The 18,821-nt window shown below is 29.1% G+C and carries 19 protein-coding genes, 1 tRNA gene and 1 rRNA gene; 5 read left to right on the plus strand and 16 right to left on the minus strand.

Annotated features, from left to right (window positions below):
- Positions 1–69: 69 nt before the first annotated feature.
- The 5 genes from ribD to tgt all read right to left on the minus strand — a co-directional run bounded on the left by ribD (position 70) and on the right by tgt (position 6,080).
- A complete protein-coding gene (gene ribD, locus M9396_RS01265; RefSeq protein WP_250256813.1) occupies positions 70–1,209 on the minus strand; it encodes a bifunctional diaminohydroxyphosphoribosylaminopyrimidine deaminase/5-amino-6-(5-phosphoribosylamino)uracil reductase RibD in 1,140 nt (379 codons plus the stop codon).
- 471 nt (positions 1,210–1,680) lie between these two features.
- Positions 1,681–2,598: a protein translocase subunit SecF gene (gene secF, locus M9396_RS01270; RefSeq protein WP_250256814.1), complete on the minus strand. Its 918-nt coding sequence runs from the start codon at positions 2,596–2,598 to the stop codon at positions 1,681–1,683.
- Between the two features lie 60 nt (positions 2,599–2,658).
- Positions 2,659–4,518, minus strand: coding sequence for a protein translocase subunit SecD (secD, locus tag M9396_RS01275; RefSeq protein ID WP_250256815.1), 1,860 nt, complete (start codon positions 4,516–4,518; stop codon positions 2,659–2,661).
- A gap of 34 nt (positions 4,519–4,552) precedes the next feature.
- The gene (yajC, locus tag M9396_RS01280; RefSeq protein WP_250242177.1) at positions 4,553–4,900 is read right to left on the minus strand and encodes a preprotein translocase subunit YajC; all 348 of its coding nucleotides are present in this window, start codon (positions 4,898–4,900) and stop codon (positions 4,553–4,555) included.
- Between the two features lie 73 nt (positions 4,901–4,973).
- Complete coding sequence (gene tgt, locus M9396_RS01285) at positions 4,974–6,080, minus strand: tRNA guanosine(34) transglycosylase Tgt (RefSeq protein WP_250256816.1); 1,107 nt, start codon at positions 6,078–6,080, stop codon at positions 4,974–4,976.
- Positions 6,081–7,576: 1,496 nt separating this feature from the next.
- Here tgt and M9396_RS01290 point away from each other — a divergent pair.
- Positions 7,577–8,179, plus strand: a complete 603-nt coding sequence (locus M9396_RS01290; RefSeq protein WP_250242172.1) for a peroxiredoxin C — start codon at positions 7,577–7,579, stop codon at positions 8,177–8,179.
- A 115-nt stretch (positions 8,180–8,294) separates the two neighbouring features.
- Here M9396_RS01290 and M9396_RS01295 read toward each other — a convergent pair.
- From M9396_RS01295 to dnaQ, 3 genes are all read right to left on the minus strand, one after another.
- Positions 8,295–8,368 (minus strand) — tRNA-Thr (locus tag M9396_RS01295).
- Between the two features lie 208 nt (positions 8,369–8,576).
- On the minus strand, positions 8,577–9,164 hold the full coding sequence (gene lpcA, locus M9396_RS01300) for a D-sedoheptulose 7-phosphate isomerase (RefSeq protein ID WP_250256817.1): 588 nt from the start codon (positions 9,162–9,164) through the stop codon (positions 8,577–8,579).
- Positions 9,165–9,384: 220 nt separating this feature from the next.
- On the minus strand, positions 9,385–10,134 hold the full coding sequence (gene dnaQ, locus M9396_RS01305; protein ID WP_250256818.1) for a DNA polymerase III subunit epsilon: 750 nt from the start codon (positions 10,132–10,134) through the stop codon (positions 9,385–9,387).
- A gap of 58 nt (positions 10,135–10,192) precedes the next feature.
- Here dnaQ and rnhA point away from each other — a divergent pair, with 58 nt between their 5' ends.
- Positions 10,193–10,648: a ribonuclease HI gene (gene rnhA / locus M9396_RS01310; RefSeq protein ID WP_250242166.1), complete on the plus strand. Its 456-nt coding sequence runs from the start codon at positions 10,193–10,195 to the stop codon at positions 10,646–10,648.
- A 343-nt stretch (positions 10,649–10,991) separates the two neighbouring features.
- A complete protein-coding gene (gloB, locus tag M9396_RS01315) occupies positions 10,992–11,747 on the plus strand; it encodes a hydroxyacylglutathione hydrolase (protein ID WP_250256819.1) in 756 nt (251 codons plus the stop codon).
- A gap of 383 nt (positions 11,748–12,130) precedes the next feature.
- Here the strand turns inward: gloB and rrf are convergent.
- From rrf to tsaC, 3 genes are all read right to left on the minus strand, one after another.
- Positions 12,131–12,246, minus strand: a 5S ribosomal RNA gene (rrf, locus tag M9396_RS01320).
- A 192-nt stretch (positions 12,247–12,438) separates the two neighbouring features.
- Positions 12,439–13,308, minus strand: coding sequence for a shikimate dehydrogenase (gene aroE, locus M9396_RS01325; protein WP_250256821.1), 870 nt, complete (start codon positions 13,306–13,308; stop codon positions 12,439–12,441).
- Between the two features lie 26 nt (positions 13,309–13,334).
- Positions 13,335–13,877 (minus strand): L-threonylcarbamoyladenylate synthase type 1 TsaC, encoded by a 543-nt coding sequence (gene tsaC / locus M9396_RS01330; protein WP_250242160.1) that lies wholly within the window; start codon positions 13,875–13,877, stop codon positions 13,335–13,337.
- A 470-nt stretch (positions 13,878–14,347) separates the two neighbouring features.
- Here tsaC and def point away from each other — a divergent pair, with 470 nt between their 5' ends.
- Together def and fmt are read left to right on the plus strand one after the other, a co-directional pair.
- Positions 14,348–14,872, plus strand: a complete 525-nt coding sequence (gene def / locus M9396_RS01335; RefSeq protein WP_250256823.1) for a peptide deformylase — start codon at positions 14,348–14,350, stop codon at positions 14,870–14,872.
- An 8-nt stretch (positions 14,873–14,880) separates the two neighbouring features.
- Entirely contained in the window at positions 14,881–15,849 is a 969-nt protein-coding gene (gene fmt, locus M9396_RS01340; RefSeq protein ID WP_250256824.1) for a methionyl-tRNA formyltransferase, read from the plus strand.
- 60 nt (positions 15,850–15,909) lie between these two features.
- On the opposite strand, the gene rplQ is transcribed toward fmt, so the two are convergent.
- The 5 genes from rplQ to rpsM are packed head-to-tail and all read right to left on the minus strand — an operon-like array spanning position 15,910 to position 18,804.
- Positions 15,910–16,287: a 50S ribosomal protein L17 gene (gene rplQ, locus M9396_RS01345; protein ID WP_250256826.1), complete on the minus strand. Its 378-nt coding sequence runs from the start codon at positions 16,285–16,287 to the stop codon at positions 15,910–15,912.
- A gap of 38 nt (positions 16,288–16,325) precedes the next feature.
- Positions 16,326–17,318, minus strand: coding sequence for a DNA-directed RNA polymerase subunit alpha (locus M9396_RS01350; RefSeq protein WP_250242149.1), 993 nt, complete (start codon positions 17,316–17,318; stop codon positions 16,326–16,328).
- A gap of 34 nt (positions 17,319–17,352) precedes the next feature.
- A complete protein-coding gene (gene rpsD, locus M9396_RS01355) occupies positions 17,353–17,976 on the minus strand; it encodes a 30S ribosomal protein S4 (protein WP_250242417.1) in 624 nt (207 codons plus the stop codon).
- Positions 17,977–18,013: 37 nt separating this feature from the next.
- Positions 18,014–18,406 (minus strand): 30S ribosomal protein S11, encoded by a 393-nt coding sequence (rpsK, locus tag M9396_RS01360; protein WP_420022215.1) that lies wholly within the window; start codon positions 18,404–18,406, stop codon positions 18,014–18,016.
- Between the two features lie 41 nt (positions 18,407–18,447).
- Entirely contained in the window at positions 18,448–18,804 is a 357-nt protein-coding gene (gene rpsM / locus M9396_RS01365) for a 30S ribosomal protein S13 (protein ID WP_250242147.1), read from the minus strand.
- Positions 18,805–18,821 lie beyond the last annotated feature (17 nt).

Below are 18,821 nucleotides of genomic sequence, written 5' to 3' on the forward strand. Positions count from 1 at the left end.
ATTACTTGTTCTTATTTACAAATAAACACGTTACAGTATAGCATAATTGGTATAACTAAAAAAAATATATTACATCCCCTTTGGGATTAATCTTAAACGAAGATCTGGTCCTACATTTTTTATGTCAAGTAATTTAAAAGTTTTAATGTCATTGAGACATTTGATGTTTGGTAATAAACATAAAGGTCGCGCGTCAGATCCTAAAAATTTTGTAGCTTGATACAAAATAAGTTCGTCTACCAATCCAATATCTAATAATACCCCTGAAAAAGTAGCTCCTGCTTCTACCCAAATATTATTAATTTCACGATATCCAAGGTGTTGCATTAATTCTTTTAGGTTTATTCGATGATGGCCATGACAATTAATTGATGATAATAATAGTTGTTCTACTGATGAGGGCCAATTTCGATGATCTTTTTTTAAACGCACGAGTAGAATTTTTCCCTTATATCGTATAATACGATGTGTTGGAAGTACTCTATTTGTGCTATCAATAATGACTCTCAGTGGTTGCCTAATTTGATTGTTGGCATAAATACGTTTCATTTCATCTGAAAAGCATGCCCAACGTACATTTAATTTTGGATCATCTGCTAAAACAGTGCCAGCAGTAGAAAGAATGACATCACTTTCTGCGCGGAAACGTTGTACATCTTGGCGCGCCTGAATAGATGTAATCCATTTACTTTCTCCAGAAGACATAGCGGTCCTGCCATCTAGAGATGCAGCTAATTTTAATTTAACCCATGGAAATCCGGTACGTATACGTTTGAGAAATCCTCGATTTATTGATTCAGCTTCAGGTAACATCAGACTATGTTGTACTTCAATACCTGCTTGCTGTAACAAATTCAAACCACGTCCTCTTGCGTAAAAATGAGGATCTAACATAGCTACAACAACGCGTTTAATTCCTGCATTAATTAATGCAGTAGTACAAGGAGGAGTACGTCCGTAATGACTACATGGTTCCAGAGTGATATAAGCAGTTGCTCCTTGTGCTAAATTTCCAGCAATACGTAACGCATGTATTTCAGCATGTGCTTCTCCTGCTCGTATGTGATATCCCTCTCCTATAATTTTATTGTTGCGAACGATAACACACCCTACATTAGGATTAGGCATTGTAGTAAAGCGTCCTTTCCATGCCAATTGGAGCGCTCTTGTTAAAAATCTTTTGTCATGTAGTATAATATTATCTGTCATAGTATCATGAGATCGTGAAACTAAATATATTTTTATATGATCAATTTTTATTAATAAAAAAATAATTTAAATCCGATATTACGAGAGTGCTATTGTTTTGGATCTCTCGATCATGTCATGATATTAGTAAATTATTCAGTAAATGTTGAAGTCATAATCAGACATGCGATACAAGTATCACAGCTAATATTTTATTACATAATAATGTATTAGATTTCATTTGTTTATATATTAATTGTAGTAATGTTTATTGATGATTAAATACGTATGCGTTAATATATAACGCATACTGTAGTGTTGTTACAAATTTAATTTTGTTAAAATATAAATAAAATCATACATCATATATAGACTGTATTCCAAAACACTTATATCAACAGTAATATCAATCAGTGTTGCTATAGTAGTAAAAATACTATTATATTTTTGATGTTTGTTAAGCAAATATATAAAATCAAATAGTGAAAAATTTTATTCTTTATTAATTTTTATAAAATGATCACGTGCAGTACCAAATTTGAATGCTAACGCTGAAGCTATATATATAGATGATACTGTGCCAATAATAGTTCCAAGTAATAAAGTAACTGCAAATCCATGTAATATATCTCCCCCCCAAACTAGTAGTATCAGTAGTACCATAATAGTTGTAACTGAAGTTATAATAGTTCTACTTAATACTTGACTCAATGAGATATTAAATATGTCTATAGATTTTGATACAGGTGTATAATAAAAATTTTCTCTAATTCTATCAAAAATAACAATTTTATCATTAATAGAGTAACCAATTGCTGACATTAGGGCAGCAATAATGGTGGAATCTATTTTAATAGCAAATAAAGATAATATACCTAAAATAACTATCATATCATATGTTAAAGATATGACTACCCCAGTTGCCAGTCTCCATTCAAAACGAAAAGTTATATATACTAAGATACATATTAATGCGACTAATAAAGCTATTATTCCTGTATTTATCAGTTGACTATGAACACTGGGGCCAATCCAATTTACTTGTTTAACTGAAAAATTGTGAACAATACCTTGTCGTAAAGTATATAGTACTATACTTATAGTATGTTGATTAATCTTATTTTCATTAGGATCCAATGGTAATCGTATCATGATATCTTTCGGGGAACCAAAATGTTGCACGATAGGGTTTTTGAATCCTGATTCAATTAAAATATTTTGAATATTAATGAGATTTACATCTTTTTCTGAAGTAATTTCAACTGACATACCTCCAGTAAAATCTAGTCCCCAGTTAAAACCGCGCGTTATCATAGTACAGCATGAAATAAAGAATAAAAATATCGATAAAAAAAATATTAAACGTTTCCATGCAAGAAAATCGTAAATTTTATAATAACTTTCACTCATTTTAAAGAAATTCAATTAAAATGTATAAAATTGGTATATATGATTTAAAAACTTAAAAAGTTAAATGGATAGCTTATTAATACGTCGTTTCCCATAGATTAAATTAACAATAGCACGAGTACCGACAATAGATGTAAACATTGATGTGCCTACTCCAATAACAGTAGTAATAGCGAATCCTTTGATTGGTCCTGTACCAATTAAATATAGTATAATAGAAGTAATAATAGTTGTAATATTTGCATCTACAATACTAGTAAACGCTTTACGATATCCTGTGTATATAGCGTATTGTACTGGTTTACCTTGTTTTATTTCTTCTTTGATTCGTTCGTTAATTAATACATTTGCATCTACAGCTACGGATAAAGTCAATATTATTCCTACTATACTTGGCATAGTTAACACTATTCCTGGGATTATAGACATCGTACTTATCATAAGTATTAAATTAGCAATTAAAGCAACACTAGCGATTAATCCAAAGTAACGATACCATAAAATCATAAAGCATATAGAAATTAATAATCCTAAAGCACATGCGGTAAATCCCCGTACAATGTTTTGTTTACCAAGTGTAGGACCAATCATGCGTTCTTCTTCAATATGAATAGGTGCTGCTAAATTCCCCATACGTAATAATAACGAAAGATGACGTGCTTCATTTAAATTGTTGATTCCGGAGATACGGAAATTATCACTTAATTGAGATTGAATAGTAGCAATGTTAATAACTTTTTCATGTTTAATTAAAATAGCGTGATCTTTAGAATCTTTTTTTCCGTTATCTTTGTATTCTACGAATAAAGTAGCTATTGCTTTGCCAATATTATTTTTGGTAAAATTAGAAATTAAAATACTACCTGTTTTATCTAAAGAAATATTTACTTGAGGTCGATTATATTCATCTAAACTAACATTAGAATTAATAATATTGTCTCCAGATAACACTATTTTTTTATATAACGGTATTAAATAACCATTATTGCTTAATTTTATCTCAGAATCTTCTGGAATTAAATTATTATTTATTTCAAATTCACTTATTGCTGAATTAACCAGTCGAAACTCCAGGCTTGCTGTAGTGCCAAGCATCTCTCTGATCTTTTCAATATCTTGAAAACCGGGTAATTCTATAATAATATGATCACTTCCATGACGTTGTACTAATGGCTCAGTAATACCTAACTGATGGATACGATGATGTAAAATAGTACAATTTTTATGTATTATGTTCTCACGAATTGCATTTTTTTTTCTTTCAGAAAAAATCACATGTAATTTGTTGGTTCCCATTGCATGCAATATTAGGTCATTATCTACTTCAGATAAAGGTAAAATTGCTTGATTTCTATAATTAGAATTTTGAAAATTAATTTCAATATCATGATTTCTAATTTTGTATATTTTTAAATAGGGAATGTTTTTTTCAAATAAGATAGCTCTTAAAGAAGACATATATTGTTCTTGAAATTTATCTAGTACAGTTTTCGTATTTGCATGTATTACAAAATACATTCCACCACATAAATCTAATCCTAATTTTATAGGCTTAGCTTTTATTGCAGATAACCAATGTGGTATGTTTGGAGTACTACAAAGTAATATCTGATACTTCTTCGAAAAAATAGTTGATAGTTTTTGGTAAGCTTGCAGTTGATCCTGTTCATGAAAAAATTGTATTCGAATTTTATTTGCTTGCAATACAATAGATTTATTAATTATTTCTTCGTATGTTAGTATTTTTTTTATTTGACATAATAAAATATCATCTATTTCTTGATAGTTTTGTTCTAGAGCACACGGAACAATATATATTGTAGGATGATCCCTATATAAACTCGGTAATGTGTAGATTATGCTAGTAACAAATACTAAGATAACCGCAAGATACTTCCATAACGGATAATTATTTAACACAAAATCTTATCTCAATCTATATTGAAATTGTAAATTATAATGCTTTCATAGTGCCTTTAGGCAAAATAGCAGTAACACAGTCACGCTTAATCAATATTTCATTACCATCAGTGTTATTTTTGTCATTGAGAATAACAAAGATATAACCTGTTTCTGTAACTTTGACTACACGCCCGACTAACCCCCCATTAGTTAGGATTTCATCTCCTTTAGAGATGGAGCTTAATAATTCTTTATGAATTTTATTACGTTTTTGTTGGGGTCTAAAGATCATAAAATAAAAAATTCCAGCAAATACTGTTAACATGATCACTAAGGAATACGGATTACCCTGAGAATTAGCATTGACACTTGCCCAAGCAGAATGAGTAAATATGTTCATGTATATTTCCTGTTTTATAAATAGTTTGAATCATTGGGTCTAATTAAAAAAAATACTGAATGTAAATTCAGTATTAAATACGATTAACACGCTTATAAAAAATATCGATAAAGTTTTTCAATGATTTTGTTTTTATAGCTTGACGTAATTCCTCCATTAAACGCTGGTAATATCTTAAATTATGAATGGTATTTAAACGCACACCAAGAATTTCTTTACAACAATCTAAATGATGCAAATATGAACGACTGTAATGTTGACAAGTATAACAATCGCAGTTTCCATCTAAAGGAGAAGTATCCTTTTTGTATTGCGTATTACGAATTTTAATTGTTCCATCAGAAACAAATAGGCATCCATTACGAGCGTTACGTGTTGGTATAACGCAATCAAACATATCAATACCTTTTTGCACAGCCTCCAGCAAATCCTCTGGCTTACCAGCACCCATTAAATAGCGTGGTTTATTTGTAGGAATTAATTTGCATATATGAGATAAAATACGATACATTTCCTTTTTTGGCTCACCTACTGATAAACCTCCTATTGCATATCCATCAAAACCAATATTTATTAATTCTTTTGCTGACACATCTCTTAAATTTTTATACATACCCCCTTGAATAATAGCAAACAACATATTTGAGTTACGTAATGTATCGAAATGTAAACGGCTGCGTTCAGCCCAATTTAAAGATATGTTTACTGATTTTTTTACATAATCCCAAGTGTTGGGATAAGATATGCATTCATCAAATATCATAACTATATCGGATTGCAAATCATTCTGAATTTCTATAGATTTTTCTGGAGTTAAAAACACAAGATGACCGTCGATAGGGCTTTTAAAGCATACTCCTTCTTTTGTAATTGTACGCATTTTACTTAGACTAAATACTTGGAATCCTCCAGAATCTGTAATTATAGGGCCATTCCAACTCATGAATTTATGTAAGCTACCGTGTAGTTTTATAATGTCTAAACCAGGACGCAACCATAAATGAAAAGTATTGCTTAAAATAATTTGTGTTCCACTGGTTTCAATTTCCTTTGAAGTTAATGTTTTTATGGATCCATAGGTCCCTACTGGCATAAAGGCAGGCGTATCTACTATTCCGCGGTTACAAATAAGTCTACCAAGACGTGCGCAGCCATCTGTTTGTAATAATTGAAATGGCATAGATGTTATCCTAATTAAAGAAATGTTTATTAATCAATATATAAATATAGTCAGTACTGATTATAAACTGTATTTAATATATATTATGCACAATAAACGTAATATATTTATAACTTACAAAGTTATATGATATGCCATAATTTATAATCCTTAATAAATATGATAACAATTTTTTTATATTTTTTCTGACTTAATTAATATTGATTTTAAAAAAAATATAAATTAAATAATAATATCGTTTAAGATCTATCAAATAAAATTGATAGAACACAAGATTTGTTGCATATATAAAAATATTCAATAGTTATAGCTATATTTGACACATATTAATATGATGGTCAATAGTTTATGGTGATTATTATCATCAATTATTTAATAGCTATTTTTTGAATTTTAATATAGATTTTTATTTAGATAAGTTGTATTAATTAAAATTAATTGATTTCATACCTAAAATTACTAAAATCGTTACTATATATAGTATACAATTTTGTTAACAAAGTATTTTCAAAGAAATATTATGTCTACTGTTAAAAATAATTTATTATTGTAATATTAATTACTTGATATATTATTTGGATCGATTTTTTATTTACGAGTGAAAATATGGTGAAAAATTTTACAATTAATATTATCTAATATTATTCACACGATTATTTAATCGTTATCGATTACATTTTTATATCATCCTATATGTTCTTATTATTTACCAATTATTAAATTAAATATTAATTTTATTGAGTCAGAGATTACACATGAGTGTTTATGTAATAGCTAGAATATGTAGATATTGGTCATGAAAATCTCAATGACATCATTGAATTTGTATGTTGCAAATCATTATTATTAGTGATAATATCAAGTATCATAGATTTCCTGAATTTAATTTTTTTAAGAAGATCTCAAATAATCTGATTGAATTGATCAAGTTATTTTCAATTAAGTGGTCATGATTGACCCTAAATTTTTAAATTTAGATACAAGGATTTGGTTTTTAAGAAAAATAAATAAAAAATCTCCAAGTTTTTATAATTTTTTTATGAAATACTAGTTTTTAATTGACAAATACTACTATATATACAATATAGAGTAATTATTGTGGTTCTCTATATTTATTATCACGAAATATTAAATTTTAATTAATGGTTTAATTCTGAAAATAAGGATTTAAGATAAATTATACAGTAATAATCGATTATAATTATTGTTAATAATAAACAATAAATTTTTTCCGAATCATATTATTGTAAATATAGCATCTACATGAAATAATACTAAATAATCAGATTAGTAACTCATAAGAAAGAATGAGATTCTACAAAAAATATGTAAATAGATAAGGAATTTTTTTTATTTTTAACAATTTTTTATACAGTATTGTTTGTATAAAGATAGTTTAAACAGCAGACTGAGTATTGATTGTCAGTATCAATATTCGTTTATTTAATGTCGTCAACATTTTAAATAAATTACAACAAAGATTATAAGGAATCAAAATGGTATTAGTTAGTCATTGTGCTCCAGACTTTACTTCTTCCGCAGTATTAGGAAACGGTGAAATTGTAGATAATTTTAATTTATTAAATTATATTAATAAAAAAGAAGCAATAGTGTTTTTTTGGCCTATGGATTTCACTTTTGTGTGTCCATCGGAATTGATTGCTTGCAACAAACGTTATGTTGAGTTTCAGAAACGAAATGTGGAAGTTATTGGAGTTTCTATAGATTCAGTTTTTGTGCACAACGCTTGGAGACAAATTCCTGTAAGTCAGGGCGGAATTGGATTATTGAAATATGCTATGGTTTCTGATATAAAACGTGAAATTATTAAAAAATATGGTATTGAACACTCAAATAAAGGCGTGGCTTTACGCGCTTCTTTCTTAATAGACAAATCAGGAGTGATACGGCATCAAGTAGTTAATGATTTACCTTTTGGTAGAAATTTTGATGAAATGATTCGCATGGTAGATGCCTTGAAGTTTCATGAGGTTCATGGCTTGCTATGTCCCGCTCAATGGAACAAAAATAAAAAGGGACTAGAAGCATCACAGAAAGGGGTAGTTGATTATCTTTCTGAAAATTTCTCTCAGTTGTAAATATCTCTTGCATTGTATAGCGAATAAGATAATAGGTTGCTGTTGCTTGATAGATGCAGATGTATGATTATAAGTAAAAATTTATTTAAGTCAGTAAAATGTTAATATTATATTATGCCGATAATAGGATTTGAACCTATATCCTTCGCATTACGAATGCGCTGCTCTGCCTATCTGAGCTATATCGGCATTTGCTTACCAAAACTCTTTTAGCCGCACAATATAACATCTCCTACTTTTTTTCGTAGGCACAAACATCTAATTCTTCGAAACACATCCAGATCTGAGTGTATCAAGTTTGTACAAAAAAAACAAGTAAATACATTTTTGTGTTTCTATTTATATAGATATCCTTATGCATGGGTTGTAGTACATTGACATCAATTTTCATCATTTCTCATGAAATAAACACCATTTCTTTTTCTATAAGCAGGATAAGTAAATGGATTATTTTAATATGAATTTCTTGAATATAATCAAGATAACTTGCATATGGCGCACAAATTTCTATATCTATATAATTAGATAATTTGTTTTCTTTTTTTTCTCCGGTCAAGAAAATTATTTTCATACTTTGTTTGTACGCTGCTTCTATAGCATATAGAATATTGGTTGATTCTCCAGAAGTAGAGATAGCAAATAGTACGTCTTTCTCATTTCCAATAGATTCAATATAACGGGAAAAAACATATTTGTACCCAAAATCATTACTAACACACGATAAATATGAGGGATCAGAAATAGCTATTGCTGCATAACCTGCGCGATTGCTCCTATAACGTCCGGTCAGTTCTTCTGAAAAGTGCATAGCATTACAGTGTGAACCACCATTTCCACAGGACAATATTTTTCCTCCTTTTTTAAAAGTATTAGCAATAAGTTTTGCAGATGATTCTATTGCTTGAATGTTATGTTTTTTACCAGAAAATATCTGCATCATTTTTATAGTTTCATTAAATTCGTTATAAATTATATCATGATACATGATGACTCCTTTAAAAATAATAATATTATGATATTATGTATTATGCCTAACCAACAAATTAGAAACGTGAATTTTTTAATAAACATTCATAAAAAATATATTTATTTCAATTTAAAACTTATCTGTAAGATAGAGTATATTTATGCTACTTACAAACGTATCTATTGTTTTATTTTATTATAAAAAATAATCTGAAAATTATTATTTTGTTACATCATTATTATTGTCGCCATATACAATATTTATTTAACCGCTGTATGCTATTTAAATATTCTTCGTGAGCTAATTTTTCTTGTTCGTTAGCATAAATGATTTTTAATGATGTTTTATTTGTACATTTTGTATTGTTTGGTCCTATTATATTATTGATTTTATTATTCGATATATTTGTATTCGTTATTTCCATAAATTTCATTTTTATTTGACCTCCACTCATAGACAAAAATACATTAGCTAGAAGTCGCGCATCAAGTAATGCGCTATGTAAATTTCGTCGATTACCATTATTAATGAAATAACGCTCGCATAATGCATCTAAACTGTTACGTTGCCCTGGAAATTTTTTTCGAGCTAATTTTAAGCTATCAATTATAGTGCAGTAAGATTCTATTTTTTTTGAGTTTGACTTGCAAATTCGTAATTCTTGATTAAGAAATCCTAGATCAAAAGGAGCATTATGAATAATTAATTCACTCCCGCGAATGAATGTTAAAAATTCATTTATTATTTCTGAAAAAGTTGGTTTATTTTTTAAAAATTGATCGCTAATTCCATGTACCTGAATGGCCTCAATATCAATCATACGATTTGGTTGCAGATAAACATGGAATGTGTTATCAGTTAGATGACGGTTTATTATCTCTACTGCGCCTATTTCAATAATCCTATGTCCTTCATAATGTGGTCCAAACTTGTTCATGCCAGTGGTTTCGGTATCTAAAACAATTTGTCGTATAATATTAGTGCTCATAGCTTTTCATTTGTGTCACACTAGTTATTTGAATTGAAATGATAATATATCCTATAATATGTATAAAAAAATAGAAATTTTTACGGATGGGTCATGTCTTGGTAATCCGGGTCCAGGTGGTTGTGCTGCGATATTACGGTATAAACAACATAAGAAAGAATTTAGTGTTGGGTACCGCTTAACAACCAATAATCGTATGGAATTAATGGCAGCTATTATCGCATTAGAATCGCTTAAAAATCCCTGTCAAATTATTTTAAATACTGACAGCCAATATTTATTACATGGCATTACTCAATGGATTCATATATGGAAAAAACATCACTGGAAAACTTCTGAAGAAAAATTAGTAAAAAATATTGATTTATGGCAACGTCTAGATGTAGCGATACAAATTCATAGCATTATACATTGGAATTGGTTAAAAAGCCATACTGGACATCCAGATAATGAACGATGCGATCAATTAGCTCGATTAGCTGCTAAATGCCCTCTAAATGAAGATTTTTATTAATGATAATATAATAATATTATCGAAATCAGTATTATTATATAATTAATCATATAATTGTAATAATTATTATATATATGTGCATATATATTATTTTTATAGAATATATAATTTTAACATATAAAGTTCTTATGTATCGAAATTCTTATGAATTAAACTTATATATCTTCTGATTTAACGACGGCACAACACTATTTACTCGTAATTTACGAAATTTCTATTGCACTTATATTTTTTATATTTAAAACAATTAATCTAAGTACTAAAAATAATATTTTTACCCATTGAATATTTCTGAAAATATTTTAAAATATTTATTTTAAATTTGTATCACTCGCGATTAACGATGAATATCATTAGAGTCCCGGTATTAAGCACTAATTATATTTGGCTTTTATATAATTATAAAAATGAATGCATAATTATTGATCCTGGAGAAGCAATAAAGGTACTAGGTATTTTAAAAAAATTCCAATTCAGATTACGAGCAATTTTATTGACTCATAATCATGTTGATCATGTTAATGGGGTAGCCCCATTAATTCAACATTTTCCAAAAACAATTGTTTATGGTCCCACGGAAACTAAAAATAATGGTTCTCACTTCTTGGTATCAGAAGGAGACGATTTTGTATTATTACAGAAAAAATTTAAAGTTCTCAATTTACCTGGGCATACATTGGGGCATATTGGGTTTTATAGCGCACCCTGGTTATTTTGCGGAGATACTGTATTCTCTGTGGGTTGTGGTAAAATCTGCATAGGATTCGCTCAACATATGTATGAATCTTTTTTAAAAATTAAACACCTTCCTCGTAATACCTTAATTTTCAGCGGACACGAATATACTTTATCTAATGTTAACTTCGCTATTTCTATTTTACCTCAAGATCAATCCATTATTAACTATCGCAATAAGATTGTTAAATTGTATAAAAACAAACAACCTACCGTGCCAACAACGTTAAATTTAGAACTAAAGGTTAATCCTTTTTTTCGTTGCGGTAATTCAGATATAAAAAAATCATTAAATTTACCTTGTAACCTTAAAGAAGAATGGAAAGTTTTTTCTGAATTACGTAAGAAAAAAGATTCTTTTTAGTCTTTATTGTAATATAGTTACTGAATTTCAGTCATTGCTTCTTATTATAATTTTTATTTTAAAAATTAATTACATTTCCAATTAAAACTTTTTTTAAATTTTTATCTTTTTTATTTTACCACACATTAGTCCTAATTATGGTTTACAATTGCCTTTTAATCCTATAAATATATATGTAACACATAATAAAATATTTGAAAAATAAAATTTGTAATATTTATATTAATGTTTAATATGTTTTTTATTTTCTATAAACAGATAAAAACTCATTAATCATTATCATAATTTATTTATCAGATAAACATAAAAAAATTAATTCATCTGTATTGTTTTTAACTGTTTTATAGCTTCGATGATTAGATTTCCATTAAATTTTAACACTTACTTGGCAGCCCCCTACTCTCGCATGAGGATACCTCACACTACCATTGGTACTACGACATTTCACTTCTGAGTTCGAAATGGGATCAGGTGGTACTATCGCGCTAATGCCGCCAAGTATGATTTTTTAATAATAAAGACAATATCAGTAAATCAACTCAATATTTCATATTATATATGATTTTTTTTAAAATAAAAATAAATTCTAAAAATTATAGATTTTATCTGCACAATATACTTTTTAAGAATAGTAAATCTTTTATGAAAGAATCGTACCCTATATTTATTTCATTATCAAATTAATACGATTTTACATATAAAATACAGATCTTAAATGATTTATCACAGGATCAATAGTAGGAAATGTATTATGCCATAAAAAAAATGAATGAGCCGCTTGTCCTACTAACATACCTAATCCATCTGAACAATAATTTGACCCATTTTTTTTACACCATGTTATGAACAACGTATCTTGTTTTGTGTAAAATAAATCATAACATTTAGTGTCAGGAGTAATAAGAAAATATGGTATTTTTGGAATAGTATTGTGTATATTGCTGGTTGTAGCATTAATAATTAAACTATATTTATTGGTGTCATAACGTAATTTGTATAAAGGTAGGCATGATATATTTTTATATCCTATTTCCTGATAATAAGATGTCAATTCCTGTGCCCTAGAAAACGTTCTATTTACTATATTTATGTGACATGTTGTTATAGTCGTTAATAATATAGGCAGAATTCCTTTTGCAGCGCCCCCAGCGCCAATTAACAGAATATTCGTTATAGGTTCTTCTTCATGAGAAGTGATTTGATTATTATTATCTAACCAATTAATCCGTTTTAAATCGCTAATAAATCCTATACCATCAGTATTATCTCCTAGCAAAGTACCGTTTTTTAATTTTTTTATCGTATTAACTGAACGAGCTTTTTCAGCTCGTTCAGTTAATTGATTACACAAAAAATATGCATTTTCTTTAAATGGAGAAGTAATATTTGCTCCTAATCCACCTAAATTAAAAAAATTATGTAATAAATAATTGAAATTATCTTGTACTGCCAATTTAAGATTATATTTTTTTGATATTCCAATTTCATGTGCAAATAATGCGTAAATTTCTGCTGATTTGCTATGTTTAATCGGATTACCAAAAACAGAAAAAGAATCCATTTATTTATCTCCTTGAATAATAAAAATTATTCACGAATTAGTTTACCAGTCATAACATCTCTAATTGTTGAAGGATTGGGTCTTCCAAGTATATCTTCATGCATGATAGATATGTTATACCCGAGTTGATCGTGTACTTCTTCAATAGTACGTGCCGGAGGCTGTCCAGATAAATTCGCACTAGTGGATACCAAGGGTTTTCCAAAAGCTAAGCAAAGACGTTGAATTGGTTCAAAATGACTGACTCGTACTGCTAAAGAAGAAAATTGACCTGTTAACCAATATGATCTATTAAATTGCGCCGGAAATACCCACGTCATCGGTCCAGGCCAAGTAGAAAAAACTCGTGATCTTTGGGTTTCATTTAAGCAACTATCATCAATATACCTAAGTAATTGTGTATAATTAGCAGCAATTAAAATTAAACCTTTTTTCCAAGATCTATTTTTTATTTTTAGTAAAGTAGATATTGCGTTTTTATTATCAGGATCACATCCTAAACCAAACACTGATTCTGTTGGATAAATAATTACTTGCCCTTGACTTAGCTGTATAAGTAAATCTTTCATATTTGATGAAGAAAATATCCTTATTGTAGATTATGATTCCAATTAATTATTTGTTATAAATAGCATATAATATTCTTTTATTTAAGTCGATATTAAAAAAATAATAAATTTTCAAGTATTAATTGGGTAACTTTTAATTTATATGTAATATCTATAATAATTTAAGATTCTTATATATCAATGATTTTTTTATTAATAAAATATATAAGTATATTCTATTAAATATTTTGCGGTACAGCGTACTCTGTTTCTATATGTATTTAGTACACGTCGAATATTTATTTAATTATTTAATTAAATAATAAATTCTAGGTATCAAGAACGATTCCAAATGTCATTGACCGTTAATAAATTTTAATTCCATATATTATCATTATGAGTATAAAATACTTGTATCATATCTTGATTATATTCGTAAGTCACTAGATAATATATGGAATTAAAAATTTAATGTAATAATTTTTTATTTTATGTCGATATTAGAAATACTGTATTATCCGGATAAACGCCTTAGAACAATCGCTGATCCTGTTGTTGCGGTATCTGATGATACTAATCAAATTATAAATGATATGTTTGATACTATGTATTTTAAAAAAGGCATTGGGTTAGCTGCAACACAAGTTAATATTCACCAGCAAATTATTGTTATTGATCTTTATAAAAAAAATAAACAACGTTTAGTTTTTATTAATCCTGCTATTACAAAAAAAACAGGTGTTATTGGTATTCCTGAAAGTTGTTTATCTATTCCTCAAATACACGAAATTGTTCCGCGTTCAGAAAAAATAACCATTCAATCATTAGATCAATATGGTAATGAATTTGAGATGGAAGCTAATAATTTATTAGCAATTTGCATTCAACACGAAGTAGATCATTTGTTTGGAAAACTTTTTATCGATCATTTGTCTCCATTAAAAATTAAAAAAATTCATAAAAAAATAAAAAAATTATCTAAAACATTTAATAAAAAGAATCAGTTTCCTCTTTGATATATATTATGGTACACTTAAGACCTTTGCGTATTGCTTTTTTTGGAACTACAAGTTTTGCGGCATGGCATTTATATACACTGGCTCATCTGTCTATGCATCAGATAATAGCAGTGTTTACTCAAGAGACACAAGTATCTACATGTAAATCCTTTTTATCTTTATATAAAATAGCAAAAAAATATAATATATCGTTATTCCAGTCTCGTACTTTATCTATTGCTGATATTATTTATATTATTAAAAAAATTGATGTGGATTTGATAGTAGTTGTGTCTTATGGATTAATTTTACCGCAAGAAATATTAAATATACCACGACTAGGCTGTATTAATGTACATGGTTCATTATTACCTCGTTGGCGTGGACCAGCACCAATTCAACGTGCATTAGAATATGGCGATTCCATTACAGGAATAACCATTATGCAAATGGATTTGGGAATAGATACTGGAGATATTTTGCATATTATGCCTTGCAAAATTTTTCCAAAAGACACTAGTCATACTCTTTCTAATAGATTAATGAATATTGGATCTGCCATGTTATTCCAAGTACTGGATCAGTTTATATTAGGTACATCTACTTTGATGCCTCAAGACTCAACTTATGCTACATATGCGCATAAATTAAATAAACAAGAAGCACGCATCAATTGGAATTTATCAGCAATCCAATTGGAACGATGCATCCGAGCTTTTAATCCATGGCCAATTAGTTATTTTCAAATAAAAAATGATCGCATTAGAGTATGGGATGCCGAAGTAAGCAATCAAAACATCAATAACTACTCGTCGTCGGCATCTATATTACCTGGTACCATATTAGCAACTAATCCAAATGGTATTCATGTTGGTACTGGTTCTGGAGTATTAATACTTACTATGTTACAAATTTCAGGGAAAAAAATAACATCTGCGCGCGATATTCTCAATGCATACAAAGAATGGTTCAAACCTAACTCTGTATTAGAATAAAATGATCAAGATATGTTTACGTTCATTACTAGACTTAATTATATACCTCTATATTATTTTTTATATTTTTTGTCTTATTTTAGATCGTTCCACTAGTTCTATGTATGCCATTGGAGCATTATCTCCCTTACGTAATCCACATTTTAGTATACGAGTATACCCTCCAGGTCGATTATAAAAATGCGGACTAATTTGTGTGAACAATTTTGTAACAACATCATTATTTCTAGTTTTAGAAAAAACTAGACGACGATTTGCGATCGTATCCACTTTGCTACGCGTAATCAACGGTTCAATAATACGACGCAATGCCTTAGCTTTAGATAAAGTAGTTTTTATTATTTTATGCATTACCAATGAAACAACCATGTTTTTAAACATAGCTTTACGATGAGCACTAGTTCTGTTTAGCTTAGAACCGCTTTTTCGATGACGCATAATAAATTACCTTTTTTTAAATATTAAATTATCCATGATTAATTATCTAAAATATTCGTAGGAGGCCAATTTTCTAAACGTGTTCCTAAAGACAATCCACGAGATGCTAATACATCTTTTATCTCTGTCAATGATTTTTTTCCCAAATTAGGGGTTTTTAATAATTCTACTTCTGTTCGTTGTACTAAATCTCCAATATAGTGAATAGATTCTGCTTTTAGACAATTAGCAGAACGTACAGTCAGTTCTAAGTCATCAACAAGGCGTAATAAGACTGGATCAAATTCTGGTTTTTCTTCTTTATGTTCTGGTTGATGTATATCCCTTAAATCAATAAATGCTTCAAGTTGTTCAGATAAAATTGTTGCTGCACGCCTAATCGCTTCTTCCGGTTCTATAGTTCCATTCGTTTCCATATCAATAATGAGTTTATCTAAATCTGTACGTTGCTCAACGCGAGCAGCTTCTACATTATAAGAAATCCTTTCTACCGGGCTATAGCATGCATCTAATAATAATCGACCGATTGGTAAGATATCTGATTCAGAATTAAACCTGGAAGAAGCTGGAACGTAACCTCGTCCGCGTTGCACTTTAATACGCATGCTAATAGATGTATTCTTGTCAGTTATATGACATATAATATGATTAGGGGTAACAATTTTTACGCTATTGCTATCATATAAAATATCCTTTGCGATTACAGGTCCAATACCGGATTTTTTTAAAGTTAAAGTAACGCTATCTTTTCCTTCAATTCTAATAGCTAATTTCTTTAAGTTAAGTAAAATCTCTAAAACATCTTCTTGTATACCTTCTTTTGTACTATATTCATGTAATACCCCATCAATTTCAACCTCTGTTATAGCATATCCAGGCATTGAAGAAAGTAAGATACGACGTAGGGCGTTTCCTAAAGTATGACCAAATCCTCGTTCCAACGGCTCCAGAGTAACTTTAGAGCGTGTTTCAGTAATTTGTTCAATATCTACTAAACGTGGCTTTAAAAATTCTATTACAGAATTCTGCATGTTTCCTCTCTTTTTACTATTTCACAAATTTTACTTATTTTGAATATAATTCGATAATCAAATGTTCATCGATATTTGCAGATAATTCGCTACGCTCTGGATAACGTTTAAATAGACCTTGTAGTTTAATGGGATCTACTTCAATCCATGCTAATTTTTCTCTTTGCTGCTCAGAAAGTTCTAAAGAAGCACGAATCCTAGATTGCTTATGTGATTTTTCATGTATTTTAATAACAGTATTGGGAACAACTTGATATGAAGCTATATTAACAATACGGTTTTCAACCATAATGGATTTATGACTTACTAATTGACGGGCTTCAGCACGTGTTGCTCCAAATCCCATACGATACACAGTATTATCTAATCTGCTTTCTAATAATTTTAATAAATTTTCACCAGTGTTGCCTTTAATACGTGCAGCTCTCTTATAATAATTAGAGAACTGACGCTCTAAGATGCCATATATACGTCTAACTTTTTGTTTTTCTCTTAGCTGTATTCCATAATCTGAAAAACGAGATTTACGCATATTATGTTGCCCTGGAGGTTGCTCGAGTTTACATTTAGAATCAATAGTACGAATTCCAGATTTTAAAAAAAGATCTGTACCCTCACGACGACTTAACTTAAGTTTAGGTCCTAAATATTTAGCCATATTTTTTATTCCTTGAAAATAAACTAATGAATCTTCTTTAGACACGGCGTTTTTTAGAAGGACGGCAACCATTATGAGGAATTGGGGTGACATCAGTAATGCTGGTAATATGAAATCCTGCTGCATTTAACGCTCGTACCGCAGATTCACGTCCTGGTCCTGGCCCTTTAACCATAACTTCTAAATTTTTTACCCCATATTCTTGAACTATTTCAGCGCAACGCTCTGCTGCTATTTGCGCAGCAAAAGGTGTAGATTTTCGAGATCCTCTAAATCCAGAGCCCCCAGCTGTAGCCCATCCTAAAGTATTACCTTGCTTATCACTAATAGTGATAATAGTATTATTAAAAGATGCATGTATATGGGCTACGCCATCTAAAATTTGTTTTTTGATCCGCTTGCGCGCTCGAAGATTGGATGATTTAATCATTTTATATTTGTGCTTTTTTATTTATTAATTACTTATTTAAATTATTTGTTCATTAACTTACGAGGACCTTTACGAGTTCTAGCATTTGTTCTAGTTCTTTGTCCCCGTACTGGTAAATTACGACGATGACGTAATCCTCGGTAAGTACCAAGATCAATTAAACGTTTGATATTTAGAGTTACTTCTCGGCGTAAATCCCCTTCTACGATATATTCATCAACCGCATCACGTAATTTATCTATATGAATTTCAGACAATTTACAAAGTTGTACATGTTCATCTATACCTGTATTCAGACAAATTGAACGAGCACGGGATTTTCCGATTCCATAAATAGACATTAAAGCAACAACAGCATGTTTTCTATCAGGAATATTGACACCTGCTATACGTACCACTATTTTATACTCCTAAA

This window comes from Blochmannia endosymbiont of Camponotus modoc, assembly GCF_023585785.1.
In the GTDB taxonomy this organism is placed as follows: Bacteria; Pseudomonadota; Gammaproteobacteria; order Enterobacterales; family Enterobacteriaceae; genus Blochmanniella.